This window comes from Citrobacter arsenatis, from assembly GCF_004353845.1.
GTDB classification, from domain to species: domain Bacteria; phylum Pseudomonadota; class Gammaproteobacteria; order Enterobacterales; family Enterobacteriaceae; genus Citrobacter; species Citrobacter arsenatis.
Map to the genome: position 1 here is coordinate 1,120,155 of NZ_CP037864.1, position 18,458 is coordinate 1,138,612.

Here is an 18,458-nt window from a genome sequence, read left to right on the forward strand (position 1 = left end):
TATGTCGACTAATTCTTCTGTGGATCTTGCAGCCCAGCCGGGTAAGGCACAGCTGCGTAAATCTCTCAAGCTGTGGCAGGTCGTGGTGATGGGGCTGGCCTATCTCACGCCGATGACGGTGTTTGACACCTTTGGTATCGTTTCGGGGATCAGCAATGGCCATGTTCCGGCCTCCTATCTGCTGGCCCTGGCGGGAGTGTTGTTTACCGCCATCAGTTACGGAAAGCTGGTGCGCCAGTTTCCACAAGCCGGTTCGGCCTATACCTATGCGCAAAAAGCGATTAATCCGCATGTGGGGTTTATGGTCGGCTGGTCGTCACTGCTTGACTACCTTTTCCTGCCGATGATTAACGTACTATTGGCGAAAATTTACCTTTCCGCGCTGTTCCCGGGGGTTGCGCCATGGATTTGGGTGGTGCTGTTTGTGGCGATCCTTACAGCGGCCAATTTGAAAAGCGTTAACCTGGTGGCGAACTTCAATGCGCTGTTTGTCCTGGTGCAGGTGGCGATAATCGTGGTGTTCATTTTTCTCGTGGTGCAGGGGCTGCACAAAGGCGAAGGGGTCGGGACCGTCTGGTCGCTGCAACCGTTTATCAGCCAAAATGCGCATTTGATCCCGATTATCACCGGCGCGACCATTGTCTGCTTCTCGTTTCTCGGCTTTGACGCAGTGACAACGCTCTCTGAAGAGACGCCGGATGCCGCGCGTACTATCCCAAAAGCTATTTTCCTTACCGCGCTGTACGGCGGATTGATCTTCATTGCCGCTTCGTTCTTTATGCAGCTGTTCTTTCCGGACATTAGCCGATTTAAAGACCCGGATGCGGCGCTGCCGGAGATTGCGCTGTACGTCGGCGGCAAACTGTTCCAGTCTATTTTCCTGTGTACCACCTTTGTTAATACGCTGGCGTCAGGTCTGGCATCGCATGCCAGCGTTTCGCGTCTGCTGTACGTGATGGGCCGCGATAACGTCTTCCCGGAAAAATACTTCGGTTATATTCATCCGAAATGGCGTACACCCGCGCTGAACGTCATCATGGTCGGTATTGTGGCGCTGTCGGCCCTGTTTTTTGACCTGGTAACCGCCACGGCGTTGATTAACTTTGGTGCGCTGGTGGCCTTTACGTTTGTTAATCTTTCCGTGTTCAACCACTTCTGGCGTCGTGAAGGGCGTAAACACACCTGGCAGGAGAAATTGCACTATCTGGTATTGCCAATGGTCGGTGCCGCTACCGTTGCCGTGCTGTGGGTGAATCTGGAAGTAACATCGTTGACGCTGGGACTGGTATGGGCTGGCGTCGGGCTGGTGTATCTCGCCTGGCTGACCGGACGTTTTCGCAAACCGCCGCCACAGTTTGACGCCGCGAAATCTGAGCGTGCCTGGGAGTGATGGGAGCGGAATCGACAATAGCTTTCAGCTGATTGGGCTAAAAATAAAATACGGTATGCCGCGGCAGACAGCTGCGGCATACCTGCTTTAATTAATGTACTGCTTATATTAGGCAATAAAAAAACCGGCACGGGAGCCGGTAAGTGAATCAAGATTGTAAGATAGTTATTATTATAATTACTGAATTACAATTGAGCCAACTCAATAGGAACGGGTTTCCCTATATGGTATCCCTGTAACCAACCAATACCCATCGTAATTAGCATCTTTTCAATTTCCTCATTTTCAACAAACTCAGCGACCACTTCCATTTTTTTCAGTTTCGCAACTTCACAGAATGATCTGACCGCACATCGACTAAATTCATCGGTTAATATATTACGGATGAATGAGCCATCAATCTTCAGAATGTCAGCATCTAGCGTTCTTAATCTGGAATAACTGGATGCTCCTGTTCCAAAATCATCAATAGCAATTTTCGAACCGGCTTTACGTAATGCTCTCAGAACATCAGTGACATTAGCGTTGTCAATGATATCTGATTCAATTACTTCAAAAATGATACGTTCCGGTGCGATGGTGTATTTTCTAAACAATGTAAAAACATTATCAAGGAAATCAATTTTATTAAGCGAATCTGGGGTCAGGTTTATAGAAAAATGGCTATTGGGGTCAGATTTCTGCCGTGACTGTATAAAACGAAATGTCTGTTCAATAACGGTGATGTCAAGCGCAGGGAGTAATCCAGCCTCGCGTGCCACCGGTAGGATGGTATCTGGAAAAATTAACTTACCATCAACCATTTTTATGCGAATAAGTATCTCGTGATAACGTGTCAGTCCAGTGGCTGAAACGATCGGTTGAACAACCAGCATTGTAGATACGATGGGTTGAGCCATAAGTTCAAACGACTGTCTGTCAATTGCTTTTTGCAACATATGACGAATCACAGCCTGACTGACAATTCTATCACCGGGCATTTGTGGGGTGAGCAATAACGGTTGCCCCTGCATCAATGAGATGTAACTTTGGGTATTAAGTTGCTTAATTGCTAGTGATAAATTTTTAATCAGGTTTTTCTCGGTGGTATACGCCATACCGCAAGATAACCCCAATTGGTAGTCTTTCCAGATAAAACGGAAAGAGTTTAGTTTTTTATACAGTTCAGGAATGTCAGGTACAGCATTCAGGCGAAGAATTATTCCGTGACCTGGCGCATAATAGACGTTACCGGCCCCGTTTATTAATTTTCGCACATAGGTGCTTAACCCTTTTACAAACTCAAAACGGAACTCGATGCCATGAGTTTGCTCTAGCGTGTTCAGTTCTGTACAACGGATGTAACACAGGCACTCAGTTGAGTATTTACGGATATCCATTTGCAGCGCCTGAAAGTTAGGCAGCCCAGTATTCGGCTCTGATCTAAAAAGTTGCTTGAGGCGTCGAAGGTATTTTCGGTTACGGACGGCCAGTACACCTGTAACGACAATCGTTAGAGAAAAGACAAACACTATCGTGGAAGAGATCACAAGGCTATGTAAATAGTTATTATAGTTAGCGGGTGGAATATAACTATTTATGTAATATCCTAGCAAGATAAGCATCGCTACCCATACAGGGGATATAAAAGCATGACCAATACAAATTACGCCCCACAACATGAGTGGGAGAAGCCACAGTAATGAGTAGTCAGTAAATATGAGTATATCCTCTCTGATGATGATCAAAGCGGACATAATGCAGACCAACATAACCAGCCATAATACTTGATATAAAATGGGTGGCCCGGATTTTATCAATGCCTTCACATGCCTAATGTATAAAATACACCATACTGGGTTTTGAACGCTTCTGAGCAACAGGTAACAAAAAGGGATCCCTGTCAGGCAAGAGTTCATCAACCACTGCAAGTTAATCAATGTTTGCAATGTAAAAAGATGAGTAATTGGTTCAGAAATAGCTTGCGACTGGAACCAGTACTCAAACGTGATAAACAGTAAGGAATTACAACACACCAGCCAGATAATGCGTAGGGTTGTAAGCTGGCTACGCCCAAAGCTCACAGCGCCTCGTTTACCTGTTGAGAAAAAATAGAATGTCTGGCTAATGAGAGCGGCCAGTAGCTGAGCCGATAACGTTAGCACCGAATCTAATGAGTAAGAGTAGAGCGCATATAAGAAAAAAGCACCTAAAATTGGCAGCGCCTTTTGCCTGTATAAAACCAGCAGTGCTGAAATGAGCGGTAAAGTGAGATCGTAAAAATGCAGTGTTACACCTGCAATATCTTCCTGCTTACTGAGATGACCAGCAACAAACTGTAAAGCAAAAAATGCGATGCCTACACAAAAATAGTCTCTAAATGTATTAACAGAATTTATGTTTTCCGTTTTTTTTAACAATATCATCATTCGCAATTCTCAGTGAATTTTCACCGTTCTCAATTTAAGCCATCTACTTAAAACAGGTTAGGTTGGGTGCTGAAAATGTGTATTTTTGGATGTTTTTGCTGGTTGAAACCTATTTTAATAGATGCTATGTAAATTCTTAAGAGTAATCCTTGATAATTTTCTGCTACATCACAACGCAGGATAGAAGAATTTTTTCTGGCTGCGCTGATAATAAAAGTGCCGTCAGTAACATTTATTACATACAGAATATACGATCGGTAAAAACGATCAATATAAATATTTTGATAGATATAATCGATAGGTTTGGCAGATCATAAATACCATGAAAGATCGATGAAAGCTATTGAAATGTTATTGTTTGATGTTGTTTATTTCGTGATTGTTAATTTTATTGTTTTATTTTTTTAAATTAACCTGCGGCTATCTCTTCTAAGGAAATCATTTTTCTGCAGCCAGGAAAGCGAGTCTCCTCACTCTCCTGCAAAACATGCCATCGCGAAAGATTAACGAGGCTGCTGCTGCGTCGCACAGTGAATGCCACCACCGCCAGCCGCTATGCCATCAATATTCAGTTGAATAATCTCACGCTCGGCAAACAGCTCCTGCAAAATAGCGTGGGCGTTGCGGTCGGTGCGCTTATCGCCAAATTGTGGTGCAATCACGGCGTCATTACAGAGATAAAAGTTGATATAGCCCGCGGCGAAATCATCACTCGCATATGTCTGACGGATGGTGGTCGGCCCTTCAAGCGTCACCACCTTCAGGCGCCGACCTTTGGCATCCGTGGCGGCGCGTAATATTTCCAGATGACGTCGGGTGACGGTGTAGTCAAAGGAGGATGGCTCCTGCTCAAGTCCCGCCACCACCGTACCCGGATGCGTGAATCGGGCATAAAAATCCGTATGACCATCGGTAATATCTTTACCGGCAATACCCGGTAGCCAGATTATCTTTTCCAGCCCTAACAGTCGCTTAAGTTCAGTTTCGCACTCGGCTTTACTGACGCCAGGATTACGATTGGGATTAAGCACGCAGCTCTCGGTAATAATCGCCGTGCCTTCGCCGTCCACCTCAATACCACCACCTTCAAGGGTTAGCGCCGAGCGGATAAATTCGGCCTGAGCGTAGTCGGTGACGAATTCAGCCACATCGGCATCACGTTCGTGCTCCTGCTTATTGCCCCAGCCGTTGAAATTAAATCCCACACCGCCGAGCGCGCCGCTGGCGCTTTTCACAAATACCGGCCCGGTATCGCGGATCCACAGATCGTCGATCGGGTGAACCAACAGATTGACCGACGGCCCGCACAGCCGCGCGGCGAGTTCGCAGTCTTCTTCGCGAACAAGCATATGCACCGGTTCAAATGCCGCGATGGTTTTGGCGACCAATGCCAGATTTTCTTGCACTACTGGCAGCAGATGAGGCTCCCAGATCTCCGCACTGGCACCAAACGCCATCCAGGTTGCCGTATGCGGCGCGCCTTCATCCGGCATTAGCCAGCTGCGGTTCTCTGCTGCGCGGGCAAGTTGACTCAAGCTGATACCAGCCATGCTGGCGAGTAGCATACCTGTTGATGTCACCAGCCCTTGCCTGACGAACGAACGTCTTGTCATCATGGGAATAACCTTTGCGTATTTTCACCTGACAGCAGGTGAATAAAATAATAATAGATAATAACGAGTGTGCGCATTTTATTTATTAAATAATAAATAAAATGTCCGTCGGTAAATTTCAGGCGGAATATAGCACAGGAGATATACGTTGCAATTGCTTTGTTTTATATAATGGGTAGTACTGGCTGATATTAAAATTTCTCAACTATATATTTATATATAATTTATAATTATTAACTCTGTTTTGCCATGTCAGCTTGCGCTGAGGCCCTGTCAGGCGGGCCTTGATGCAGATTGTGATCTGGCCGATTGTTCTGTTGTATTTATTAATGTCGGGATACGCGTGGGCTATAGTAAAGATGGCCGTTATTTCTCATCATTAATAACCGTGAGCGGGAGATGTGAATGAAGAAGATACTGATGCTGGTCGGAGATTATGTCGAAGATTATGAAACGATGGTGCCTTTTCAGGCGTTGCAAATGCTGGGCCATCATGTTGATGCCGTCTGTCCGGATAAAAGTCAGGGTGACTACGTTCAAACCGCTATTCATGATTTTGATGGGGCGCAGACTTACAGTGAAAAACCCGGGCACCGTTTTACGTTGAATGCGAATTTTGCCGAGGCGCGGGCCGCCGATTACGACGCGCTGCTGATCCCCGGTGGGCGCGCTCCGGAATATCTCCGGTTGAATCCGGATGTCATCAAACTGGTGCAAGATTTCAATGCAGCCGCTAAGCCTATCGCCGCAGTTTGTCATGGACCTCAGCTGCTAGCGGCGGCGGGGGTGTTAGAAAACCGGACCTGTAGCGCCTATCCGGCCTGTGCGCCTGAAGTTCGCCTGAGCGGCGGACACTACGCAGATATTGGCATCGATCAGGCTCACGTTGATGGCAATCTGATTACCGCACCGGCATGGCCTGCGCATCCGCAATGGCTGGCTAAATTTGTTGAAGTATTAATGAAGTAAGCGATGAGAAAGTCGGTATAACCTGCCTGGCTATACCGACGGTACCTATTACCTCTGCATAAGAGCGAATACGCCCCAACCAATGTATTCCCGGGTGTATGCAACGTGGCGTGCTGGCGAACTCCTCAGTTGCTCTGTGACTTCCGGGGCGAAGTCATCGTCTGGATTTGCCTCCAGCCACCGGCGCATCGTCAACCATTTTGCTGCCTCGTATCTGTCCCAACCCTCCTGGTCAGCCAGTACCATTTCAACCACGTCATAACCGAGCGGGTCGAAAGACGAAACGAGTTCTGGCAGAGAAAGAAAATCGGTCACTGAAGTTGCGCCGCAAGCCTGGGCGATCTTCTCCGTGGCGGGTATCTGACGCCAGTACGGTTCGCCGATGAGTATGATCCCACCCGGTTTGAGACTTTGTTCCAGTTGTCTGACCGTTCCAGCGACGCCACCGGCAATCCAGGTCGCACCAACGCAAGCGGCAATATCGAATTTTTCTTCGGTGATATAACCCGTTGCATCGGCATGAATAAAACGCACATGCTCAGTGACGCCCAATTCACTTGCCCGCAGGGTGGCTTGCTCACTGAATAACTGGCTCATATCGATACCGACGCCGGAAATACCATGGTCGCGTGCCCAGGTGCACAACATCTCACCTGAGCCGCTGCCGAGATCCAGAATACGGGTTCCTGGGGCCATTCGTAAAACCTGACCTAACGTGGCGTATTTCTGTGCAGTGAACGGATTATGAATGCGATGTGCGCTTTCGCTGATTGTAAAAATCTTCGGGATATCCATTTCTCTCTCCTTAGCGATTATCCAGTTGGGCGCGAACGTTGTTCAGCCCGGTAGTATTGATGCGGTAGGGCTGACCATTGACGGATTTGATCAGTTTTTTGGTTCTGAGTTTTTTGAACACGTCGAGCGTGCAGTCGCAGAGCAACAGACCTTCGCGGCTATAGCATTCGACGGAAGTTACGCGGCCTGAGGCATCGCGAACGTGAGCAATACGGCCACCTTTGGCGAGAACGTGTAAGGTACGTTGTTCCTGACGGGATAAATTCATACTGGAAAACCTGTTTAATCATCATGTGCAAAACGTGCAAACACACAGCGGTGTCCGCATTCGAATTCGGCGCATTGATAACCAGTCCGGCCTGAGAAGGTCGGTAAGCTGATTATCGGATGATTACATTCTCCAGCATCAAAGCCTCGGGTTGAGTTGAAAGGTATTTACTTGCTGAATCATACCTGCAAGAAACGGGAGGGGAAAGCCCCTGTAGAAGAAGTGTGATCTGTAACGAAAAATTGTATTTCGTTTATTTAATGACTTTTTAATTCTCGTTATGTGAAAACACATTGATGTATTAAATTAACTTAATATTTTATCACTGTCTGTTGTGCTGTCACTGCTCGCGCAGCGCTGCTGCTTTTATCCATATTACTTTATTGATTAATTAGATTTAATATTTTTGCCGGTTAATTTTTTATTTTGATAAATGCTTCTTTATTATAATGATGGTTTTAAGTGAAATTTATAATTTAATGACTTTAGGAATTTTCTTAATGTGACTAAGTGTGTATACTCGATTCTGCAAGAAGCTCTTCTGTTATCATTAAAATTATAAAAATGTCCTTAACACCCGTATTGCCTCTGCCCTGAATCTCTTCTCAGGGGAGAGGTTTTTTTTGCCTGAACATTATTCAGACAATCGTCATAAATAGAAGTTTTAATATTATTGCACTTGATCTTTTACATTAGTGATTACGATGATTTTTTCTGCTGAGCTATACGGTAATGTTGAAATAGTACCGCTGTGAATCTATTTCATGATGAATAGTGTGATTTCACCTTTATTTATGTGGGTATTATATAAATTTACTTATAACTGACTGTTTTTCAGTGTGATATTAATTTCTTGCTTTTGAAGTAATTGTGATTTTGTTCACGGATTTTAGTGCGTTAAGTGGCTATTTGTAGAGAGGTGCAAACGGTTGCATATTGCTGTTACAGTATTCGTTCATTAAAAAAATATAGTGATGGTATGTCTTATGCCGGTACAGAATACAGGAATCTAAATGATTTCTATTATCTCTTAGGTATACGGACGCCGTTTATGACTTCTGTTAGCTTAACACCATGGGAAATGCAGTAAAAACAGACAGGGAATATGATTTTATCAATCAAAAGGAGTTTTTAATCACTGGTATAATTACTGGCCTTTTTTATCTTCCTTTATATAAATCGTTGTCGTAATGCCCATAAAATCAGCGTTCTGGGATGAGCGCTGATTTTATTTTTGTTCTCAGATTATTCAACCCACGCTGTATGCAGGTCTTCTCTTGCAGTACCTCGTAAATGATACATTAAAGGATCTCCTGGAATGGATATTGTTGAACGCTTTATTAACTACACGAAAATCAATACCACGACCTCAAGGGAAAATGGCGCTAATGGGATAATGCCTTCTTCTCCTGGTCAAATGGAACTGGCAAAACTGCTGGCAGCAGAACTTGAAGCATTAGGTATGGAAAACATTGAGGTCAGGGATACCGCTATTGTAACGGCAACCTTACCTGGAAATACCGACGACGCGATCCCGGCCGTCTCCTTTTTTGGGCATCTGGATACCAGTGCCGAACAGACCGCAGACACCAAAGCACAGCGGCTGCATTATCGCGGTGGCGATTTATGCCTGAACGAAGCGCTGAATATTTACCTGCGCGAAAGTGAATTCCCTGAACTGAAAAATTATATCGGTGATGACCTGCTGGTGACGGATGGAACCAGTCTTTTAGGGGCAGACGATAAAGCCGCCATCGCCGCGATTATGAATGCCCTGGAGTATCTTATTGCGCATCCAGAGATTAAACATGGGCCGGTGAAAGTCGGTTTTGTCCCGGATGAAGAACAGGGCTTGCGAGGTGCGAAAGCATTTGATGTTACCGCGTTTGGAGCTGATTTTGGCTATACCCTGGACTGTTGCGGCATTGGGGAGTTTGTTTACGAGAACTGGAATGCGGGCGATGCGGAAATCGTCTTTACCGGTCAGTCCGCACACCCGATGTCGGCCAAAGGTAAACTGAAGAACTCGCTGCTGATGGCGCATAAGTTTATTGCGATGCTACCTGGGGGAGAAGCACCGGAGTATACGGAAGGGCGCGAAGGTTATTACTGGGTTAAACAGTTGCAAGGTAACAGCGCCCGCACGGTTCTTAAGCTGGATATCCGCGATTTCAGTGAAGAAGGTTATAAGGCGCGAATGGCGTTTATCCGCCAGCTTGCCGTCAGTACTTGCGCGCTGTGGGGAGAAAACAGCGTGGTCTGTCATTTAGCCGATCGCTATGCGAATGTGTTTAATAGCTTGCAGGGTGACGCGCACTATCCGATCGATATTGCATTACACGCTTATCAGAAATGTGGCATAACTCCGGCTCCTGTCGCCATGCGTGGTGGGTATGATGGTGCTGTGCTGTCGCAGAAAGGGTTGCCGTGCCCGAATATTTTTACCGGTGCTCATAACTTCCATTCAATTTATGAGTATCTGCCGGTGCGCTCCCTGCGGGCTGCCAGCGATGTTGTGGTTGCCGTCATTGAGGAAACGTATGCTGAGTTCGCGCAGCGGAGAGCTCAGTCATGATTCAGGTATTAATAGCCCTGTTGGTTATTGTGGTGGTCGCGCGTCTGATTCTGAAAGGGTATCGCGCTGAACCCGTGCTATTCATTGCGGGCTTAGTCCTGATGATTTGCACCGCGTTAACCGGATGGGGGTCGGTATTACCGAAGGGCGTTGCCAGTACGGGGATTTCATTTCTCGATCCTTTCGAGGTGATGCGCGATCTCTTCAGCACGCGTGCCGCCGATCTTGGTCTGATGATTATGGCGTTGATGGGATTTGCGCATTACATGGATCATATCGGCGCAAATGAAGCGGTCGTGCGGGTCGTCACAAAACCCTTACGGACACTGCGTTCACCCTATGTGCTGCTCTTTTTCTCCTACTTGCTCGCCAGCCTCCTGCAGTTGGCTATCCCTTCCGCCACCGGGCTTGCCGTGTTGCTGATGGGGACGATGTTTCCCATTATGCTGGGATTAGGACTTTCTGCGGCTTCGGCTGCCGGGGTAATTGCTACTTCGCTTGGCGTGGCGTATACCCCGACGGCAATCGATGCTATCAGGGGCTCTAAAGCGGTCAATATGGACGTGGTGGAATATGTTGTTTACCACCAGGGACCCGCCGCGCTGGCAACGGTTCTGGTTGTCGGCGTTTGCCATTTTTTCTGGCAGCGGTATTGCGATCGTAAAGCGGGGACGTTACCGCGGGAAATCGGTAGCGCTGAGGTGACTGACTCAGGCAAGGCCCCGGCTTTTTACGCACTGCTCCCCATGCTGCCGATACTGATGGCGGTAGGTTCATCTGAGATGTTCGTCAGCGGTATTAACCTGAATATTATTACCATTGTTCTCATTTCAATGGCCATCTGTATGCTGATTGAATGGCTGCGGGTGCGTGATTTAAAGTCGGTCTGCGAGGGATTCAGCCACTTTCTCAAAGGAATGGGCACCGCGTTTACCGGTGTGGTTGGGCTGTTGGTTGCGGCGGGTGTTTTTGCTCATGGCATTAAGGTTATCGGTGCGATCGACCAACTCATTCTGATGGCCGAACACGTAGGATTACCACCCTTTGCCATGGCGGTGGTGTTTGCGCTGGTAACGCTGGCCGCAGCTATCATTATGGGGTCAGGGAATGCGCCATTCCTCGCCTTCGTTGAGCTTATCCCGCAAATCGCCGCCAGCATGGGCGCTAACGCTGTAGCCATGATCCTGCCGATGCAGCAGGCATCGCATATGGGGCGGGCAATTTCACCGGTATCCGGCGTCGTGATTGCCGTGTCCAGCGGAGCGAAAATAACCCCATTCGATGTGGTGAAGCGTACCGCCGTACCGTTGATTGTGGGGTTTGTTACTCATACCCTGATCATCGGTATTTTCTATTAACCATACTATCGACAAGCCAACCTTCGGCTCACTGATTCCGGATGTTGGCTTTTTTGTATTGGGTAAAAATAAAAGCGTTAATATTACTGATACCTCTATAAAAATCCGGGTCTGTTACCGTGGAGCGGTATGGTACTTAGCGCAGGAAAAAATGTGATTTCATCAGGATGTTTAATGTCTATACCGTGTTAAGGTGGGTGTTTTCATGGGGTATCAGGTTAAACCTGTCAGGATATTTTCTCTAAGCGGCAATTTTTGAAATTTTATGATAATCGGATTCTTTACAGTGGTGAGAATTGATAACTGGTGAGTATTATTAGTTTTTGTCTTTATCGCATAATTCTTATTATTCTTAGCTGAACCATCTGTGCGTCAATGATTAATAAGAATGATGTATTATATTTGCACTTTTATTACATAGGGATAAATTAATCTGGATCATATTTTGATGTTTTTAGTTGTAGTAGTTTTTTAAATGGAATAATGCAAGGTCGACATGTAACAATGATTTATTTGGGCAGGTTTCAGTGGTAAAGGATTCAGGAAAAGTTAGTACGTTACGACACCATTATCAGGATGACCTGGAAGCGTTTACCTGGAGTGCATTAGTTGCAATTGGTATCGCTATACAGGACCGTAAGATCCACTCTAAAATGTCAGAACATCTTTTTATTATGCATTGGCTGTCCATCGCTAAAAAAAGAAAGATCTTCTCAAGGAATATCGTTAATGAGCTTCAGTGGTTAATTGATGAAGGGAAGAAAAAAAGTCTCAATGCACAACTTAAATTTAAAATAGAATACCTGTACTCGACAGCGAGTGGTGATGTGACAATGCAAAATGACTATTTTAAATTTACTCATACGATTGAGGTGTTGAGAAATAATGGTTGGGAAAGCTTTCTGCTCACCCCGGAGAAGTGGCGAGACTTGCATGAAAAGATAAAAGTAAGAGAAGGTAATTTTATTTTTATGGATGATACCCGACTCCAGGAGTGCTTTGGCGTTCAGGGGGAGATTGTCAAATCTTTCTGTATCCGGGTATATGGCGATGTTGAATTTGCAAAGTTAACGTTTATCAAACATAACCTCCCGGTTGAATTTGTAAAGCATAGTTCGAATGCATTTTATCACTTCCATTTTCTTCAGCTAAGTAATGCTTAGCTGATGATGTGAATAGTGTGTTTTTAATTCAAAGAATGTATTGATCTACATGTAAATTTATCGGATACAAACCACGCGCCAAGGACAGCGAATGTTTACGCGAAAGTTAGCGATCGCCAGCGAATGGATAAGGTTGTCTGATATTCCGGACAGTGTGTTCATTTCATTTCGCGGCGTTCTCGAGATAGCTGAAAGCACAGGTGTGCCGGATGCCAGTACACCTGTGTTACGCTTAGAAAATGAAATGGCACCGATCACCGTTGATTCGTTGTCCTGGGTGCGAGTACCTGTCGATAACCAGGGAGACGTTACTGTCTATATTCTCTGAACTCTGGCAATTATTTTCTCGTCGTATTTAAGTCACCTGCTATGCTCTGAGTTACTCTCAATGGCTCGTAGACTTTCAATTTACATGCCATTTTTAAACCCATTAACAATATTAATGTAGATGGGTGCTGGCTTTATTTATCACAACACGAGATATGCGCTGCTAGCCGCAGTGTGTATACTCGCGCACTTATTTATTGCGAAAAAAACCAGTGGTAATACGTTCTTATAATTAACCATTATACAGGTTAAGGTATTTCTCGGTATGTCGATAACAATTAAGTCGGAGATGATTTTATTGTTATGGAGATGTGTAAATGTTAAAGAATATGAGGATTAAAACCAGTCTGTTATTATTGCTGTTGTTATTTACTTTTATGCAGTTTTTTTCTAATGGATTTGAACTCGTCGATCTCAAAGAAAATCAAAAAAGTACACTTTTACTGCACAATGTCATAAAAGAGCAGGATGCATTACATCAGGTTGCTGAGGCTATTTATAAAATAAGGGGAGTGCTTGATAACATTCAGTTGAATAATACGTCTGATACCCAACAAACATTGATTCAGGTGCAAGAGGAGATTGGTAAAGCCAGAAAACAGTTCAATATTTTCTGGGACATACCGGGTTTGACTGCTGATGATCCGCAGATTGGTAGAGCTATCAGGGCAGCCTTTGAGCAACAAATGAATGCGGCACAAAAGCATGTTGAAAAATTAAATGAGATGGTTTCAAGCGGCAGTATTGTGCATACACAAGCAAACGTCGACCCCGAGTTGATTGCTTTGCGCAAAAATTTTGATAGTCAGGTGGAGAATTATTACAAATCAACACTGCTAACCGGTGAAAAGATCGTAGAACAGACCCACGTTCAGTTTAATACATCAATAGTAAAAGTATCCGTGATCCTGGTGGCAACGGTGCTTATCTTTTTTATCTGTAATATCTGGATGAACCGGACAATCATTCGACCATTAAATACCGTGTCTGAGCATTTTTCACGGATCGGTAAAGGCGATCTGAGTCATCCGGTTGAGGTATCGGGCAATAATGAAATAGGTCTGTTGTGTTTGAATTTACAAAATATGCAGATCGGTCTGCGTGAGACGGTGAGTACGATTCGCGATGGCGTGGAATCGATTAATACCGGTATGCAGGAAATTGCCTCGGGTAATTCAGACTTATCGACCAGAACGGAGCAGCAGGCGGCGGCGGTGGTGGAAACTGCGGCCAGCATGGAACAGATTTCGGTCACGACAAAAAATAACTCCGATAAGTCCCACCAGGCATCAGCCATGACCAGTGAAAGCACGGAAATGGCTCTGCGCGGCGAGCGTTTAATGAGCGATATGGTCGAGAAAATTCACCTGATAAGCATCAATGCGCAAAGCGTAAACGAAATATCACATGTTATTGATAGCATTGCGTTTCAGACCAATATCCTGGCGTTAAACGCCGCGGTAGAAGCAGCTCGTGCTGGTGAATCCGGGCGTGGGTTTGCCGTTGTGGCAAGTGAAGTCAGAACTCTTGCCCAGCGCAGCGCCGCCTCGGCGAAAGAGATCAGCGAGCTCGTTGCCAGGGCGGCAATTAGCGTCAAAGAAGGCGTAGAGATAGCGGAAAATAGTGGGGCCATGATGGCGGATCTCGCTAAGGCGATCCGTAACATCAATGTGCTAATGGAAGATATCTCCGGCGCTTCAGGAGAACAAAGTCGCGGCATTGAACAGATCCGGGTCGCGGTAACACAAATGGAGCAAGTGACTCAGCAAAACGCGTCGCTGGTTGAGGAGATAGCCGCCACGACAGGCAGTGTGGAAGAGCAGTCGGCCATGCTGTCCGAGGCAGTGGCAGTATTTAAGGTGGAAGAAAAATCGTAGCACAGTATTCAGGGCGTTAACCCGGCGCAGCTCATCTCATCAGTGGGTTATTCCGCCTGATGAGATGGCTGGTTGCCAAGAGACGGCGTTATCATTTAATTGATAATAATTCTCATTATTATTGTTGTGTTGTGCAGGTAATGGTATGTTGTTCCAGTCATAACCCGTTAATCCCATTTTCTGTGCAGAAGACAGCATGAACAACACCACCGCCCTGAATGCGTCCAGACGCGTAGCCCGCACCTTCTCCGTCAGCGAGTTTATGGATTTTGGCGAGCGTTACGGGATTGATTACCGCTTCCCTCTGCTGGCGCAAAAGCCGGATTTGCTCTCCTGCAGCCCCGTTCTGCAAGGTGAGGTTGAGGAGATGACGCTCCCCTGCGGGATGTGTGTAACGCACTCTGATGTCCAGGTGTTGCAACCTTACGAAACCACCTCCCGTCACAGCAGTCCTCTCTATATGCTGGTGGTACTGGAAGGCTGCGTGATCCTGACGCTCAACGGGCAGGAGCATGTGGTGCGTTCCGGGATGGCATTTAGCTCACGTCTGAGCGAGCACCAGACGATGCGCGCCCGCCATCATGCCGACTGCAAACTGCGAACCTTATCGCTTGGTCTGTATCCCGACGGCGCGTGGCGCACGGGGTTGCTCGAATCGTTGATGCGTGAGTGGGAAAGATGCCAGACACCAACGCTTATCTGGCAGGTGCCGGGATTTTTACTCAGCGGACTGCAGTACGCGCAGCAGAGCACGATTAGCCATGTTTCTCGCCAGTTGATGCTGGAAGGGTTGATATTGCAACTGTTCGGCCATGGCCTTAGCGTATGTCAGGTTGAGAGCGGCAAGCGCCTTGCGGCCAGCGGTGAGCAGCAGCGGCTGGAGGTCGTTCGCCGTCTGTTGGAGCAGAACCCCGAAAATGACTACACCCTGAATGAACTGGCCCAACGCGCAGCGATGAGCCCCAGCAGCCTGCGTAGTAAGTTTCGCGCAGCCTATGGCTGTTCGGTATTCGACTACCTGCGCGATTGCCGTTTGGAACGTGCGCGCGGCTATCTACTGGAAGGATACAGCGTACAGCAGGCGGCCTGGATGTCGGGTTATCAGCACGCCACCAACTTTTCTACCGCTTTTCGTCGCCGTTACGGCTTTTCGCCGGGCGACTTGCTCAAACTTTGCTAATCCATATTTGCGTTTTACGCACGTGATTCCCTGACAATTTGGCACTGCGCATAGGCAACCTGGCATCCGGCATAGCTATCTCTGTCAGCAAAAAGGTAATAATTCTCACTTACAATTAGACATGCCTTTGGAGATATTCATGTTCGCGAAGACTCGCTTGGCGCTGCTGGTAGGATGGGTTACCGGCAGCGTGGCCTTTCCTCTGCTGGCGCAGGAAACAACAAAAAACGATACGGTGGTTGTCACCTCGCAAATGCAGAGTGGGGCCACGAAGCTTGCCACGCCGGATATTGAAACCCCGCAATCGGTATCCATCATTACCCGCGAACAGTTTGAAGAGCAGGGCGCAACCAGCGTGCGTCAGGCCGTTAGCTATACGCCGGGGGTATACAGCAATCAGATTGGCGCCTCCAACCGCTTTGACTACATTGTGCTGCGCGGCTTTTCTGACGGCAGCCTGGACAACGTCTATCTTGATGGCCTGAAGATGATGGGCGACACCAACTCTCACAGCTCGCTGGTGGTCGATCCGTGGTTCCTCGAAGATATCGAAGTGGTGCGCGGCCCGGCTTCCGTGCTGTATGGCCGTTCCTCTCCGGGCGGTATTGTGGCGCTGACCTCCCGTAAGCCGTCGTTTGATGCAGGCGGAGAAGTGAAGCTGTTTGCGGGAAATAATAACCAGCGCGGCGCGGCGTTTGACGTCACCGGGGCGCTGGATGACAACGATCGCGTGGCGGCACGACTGAGCGGAATGACGCGCTACGCGGACTCTCAGTTTGGTCCCTTGAAGGAAGAACGTTACGCGCTGATGCCCAGCCTGACCTGGCGTATCACCGACCAGACGCGTCTGGATCTGATGGCCTATCTGCACCGTGATCCGGAAGGCGGTAGCCACTCTGGCCTGCCGTATGACGGCACTGTGGTTCCGCATTACGGACAAAAGATCTCCAACACCTTTTACGAAGGTGAGGATGACTACGACAAATACGATCGCCGTGAAAACATGGTGGGCTACAACATTGAGCACCTGTTTGATAGCGGCTGGTCGGTGCGGCAAAAGCTGCGCTATCTGCATACCGACGTTGAGCTAAATCAGGTGTATGCGGCGGGCTGGCTGAATGAAACCGAGCTTAATCGCGGCTACTCCGGCTCCGATGAAAAAATGTCGGCGATTACGCTGGATAACCAGCTCGACGGCAGCTTTGATACCTGGCAGGTCAACCACCGTCTGCTGGTGGGGATCGACTATCAGGATCGCAGCAACAATACCACCGGTTACTACGGTGCGTTCCCGCCGATTGATGCCTTTAATCCGGTGTACGGCGCGAAGCCTGATTACATCGACATGTATGCGCGTGAGAAACACAAGCTGCGCCAGACCGGCTACTATTTGCAGGATCAGATGTCATGGGATCGCTGGCGTATCACGCTCGGCGGTCGCTACGATCAGGTCAGCGTCTCTAACATTGATAAGATCAACGATACCCGTAGCGATCTGGATAAAAACAACTTCAGTACCCGCGCCGCGCTGCTCTATTTGTTCGATAACGGCTTTGCGCCGTACGTGAGTTATTCCACCGCCTTTACGCCAACCAGCTTTGCCGATGAGAACGGCAATCTGCTGGATCCGATGAAAGGCAAGCAGTGGGAAGCCGGACTGAAATATGAGCCAGAAGGACTCAATAGTCAGTTCAGCGCGTCGGTATTCCGTATCAATCAGACGAATATCGCCACCAAAGAAGAGCCGACCGATCCGTACCGCTCGATTGGGGAAATTGAATCTGAAGGGGTGGAACTGGAGGCAATTAGCCAACTGACGGATAGCTTCCGTTTGCAGGCGGCCTATACCTATACCGACATTCGCTATAAGAAAAGCAGCCCTGAAGAGCAGGGGAAGCGCGCGGTTTACGCGCCGCGTAACCAGGCCAGTACCTGGCTGAGCTACGATGTGAAAAGCGGTCCGCTGGAGGGCCTGACGTTGGGCTCAGGCGTACGTTATGTGAATGGTATTACCAGCGATCGCCTGAATACTCACACCCTGCCGTCCTACACGCTGGTGGATATGGCGATCGGCTACGACTTAACGAATATTGGCATTAAAGGGTTGAGCGCGCAGTTGAACGTCAATAACCTGGCCGACAAACGCTACGTGGCGGCCTGTAACTCGCTCTCATACTGCTACTTCGGCGCCGAGCGCAGCATTGTTGGCAGCGTATCCTGGAAGTTCTGATGCTTTAGCCGGATGCGGCGCTGGCGCCTTATCCGGCCTACGGCAGCGTGCAAACTGTAGGCCTGATAAGCGCAGCGCATCAGGCATAGTGATTGCGGCTATTTTGTAAAACCGTTTTGCATATAAATCTGCGCGCTGGCACCTTATCCGGCCTGGGGCAGCGTGCAAACTGTAGGCCTGATAAGCGCAGCGCATCAGGCATAGTGATTGCGGCTATTTTGTAAAACCGTTTTGCATATAAATCTGCGCGCTGGCACCTTATCCGGCCTGGGGCAGCGTGCAGATTGTAGGCCTGATAAGCGCAG

At 47.6% G+C, this 18,458-nt stretch carries 13 protein-coding genes; 9 read left to right on the top strand and 4 right to left on the bottom strand.

Annotated elements, in window-relative coordinates; translation table 11 throughout:
* The first annotated feature begins 1 nt into the window (after position 1).
* A complete protein-coding gene (locus E1B03_RS06255) occupies positions 2-1,390 on the top strand; it encodes an APC family permease (protein ID WP_103771022.1) in 1,389 nt (462 codons plus the stop codon).
* Positions 1,391-1,575: 185 nt separating this feature from the next.
* Here the strand turns inward: E1B03_RS06255 and E1B03_RS06260 are convergent, their stop codons facing one another.
* Positions 1,576-3,798, bottom strand: a complete 2,223-nt coding sequence (locus E1B03_RS06260; RefSeq protein WP_133085862.1) for an EAL domain-containing protein — start codon at positions 3,796-3,798, stop codon at positions 1,576-1,578.
* Between the two features lie 503 nt (positions 3,799-4,301).
* A complete protein-coding gene (locus tag E1B03_RS06265; RefSeq protein ID WP_133085863.1) occupies positions 4,302-5,414 on the bottom strand; it encodes an agmatine deiminase family protein in 1,113 nt (370 codons plus the stop codon).
* A gap of 402 nt (positions 5,415-5,816) precedes the next feature.
* On the opposite strand from E1B03_RS06265, the gene E1B03_RS06270 reads away from it, so the two are divergent.
* Positions 5,817-6,380: a DJ-1/PfpI family protein gene (locus E1B03_RS06270; protein WP_103771025.1), complete on the top strand. Its 564-nt coding sequence runs from the start codon at positions 5,817-5,819 to the stop codon at positions 6,378-6,380.
* Positions 6,381-6,428: 48 nt separating this feature from the next.
* On the opposite strand, the gene E1B03_RS06275 is transcribed toward E1B03_RS06270, so the two are convergent.
* Together E1B03_RS06275 and E1B03_RS06280 are read right to left on the bottom strand one after the other, a co-directional pair.
* Complete coding sequence (locus E1B03_RS06275; RefSeq protein ID WP_103771026.1) at positions 6,429-7,175, bottom strand: SAM-dependent methyltransferase; 747 nt, start codon at positions 7,173-7,175, stop codon at positions 6,429-6,431.
* A 10-nt stretch (positions 7,176-7,185) separates the two neighbouring features.
* Positions 7,186-7,443: a YjhX family toxin gene (locus tag E1B03_RS06280; protein ID WP_003021255.1), complete on the bottom strand. Its 258-nt coding sequence runs from the start codon at positions 7,441-7,443 to the stop codon at positions 7,186-7,188.
* Between the two features lie 1,318 nt (positions 7,444-8,761).
* On the opposite strand from E1B03_RS06280, the gene pepT reads away from it, so the two are divergent.
* The 7 genes from pepT (at position 8,762) to foxA (ending at position 18,153) form a co-directional block, all read left to right on the top strand.
* A complete protein-coding gene (pepT, locus tag E1B03_RS06285) occupies positions 8,762-10,018 on the top strand; it encodes a peptidase T (RefSeq protein ID WP_133085864.1) in 1,257 nt (418 codons plus the stop codon).
* The gene (gene dcuC / locus E1B03_RS06290; protein ID WP_103771028.1) at positions 10,015-11,376 is read left to right on the top strand and encodes a C4-dicarboxylate transporter DcuC; all 1,362 of its coding nucleotides are present in this window, start codon (positions 10,015-10,017) and stop codon (positions 11,374-11,376) included. The genes pepT and dcuC overlap by 4 nt, the downstream gene beginning before the upstream one ends.
* 527 nt (positions 11,377-11,903) lie before the next feature.
* Entirely contained in the window at positions 11,904-12,539 is a 636-nt protein-coding gene (locus E1B03_RS06295; RefSeq protein WP_103771029.1) for a DUF2913 family protein, read from the top strand.
* Between the two features lie 91 nt (positions 12,540-12,630).
* Entirely contained in the window at positions 12,631-12,867 is a 237-nt protein-coding gene (locus tag E1B03_RS06300) for a hypothetical protein (RefSeq protein WP_103771030.1), read from the top strand.
* 316 nt (positions 12,868-13,183) lie between these two features.
* Positions 13,184-14,743: a methyl-accepting chemotaxis protein gene (locus tag E1B03_RS06305; RefSeq protein WP_103771031.1), complete on the top strand. Its 1,560-nt coding sequence runs from the start codon at positions 13,184-13,186 to the stop codon at positions 14,741-14,743.
* A gap of 196 nt (positions 14,744-14,939) precedes the next feature.
* Positions 14,940-15,923, top strand: coding sequence for a helix-turn-helix transcriptional regulator (locus E1B03_RS06310; RefSeq protein WP_103771032.1), 984 nt, complete (start codon positions 14,940-14,942; stop codon positions 15,921-15,923).
* 121 nt (positions 15,924-16,044) lie between these two features.
* Entirely contained in the window at positions 16,045-18,153 is a 2,109-nt protein-coding gene (gene foxA / locus E1B03_RS06315) for a ferrioxamine B receptor FoxA (RefSeq protein ID WP_133085865.1), read from the top strand.
* Positions 18,154-18,458: the final 305 nt, after the last annotated feature.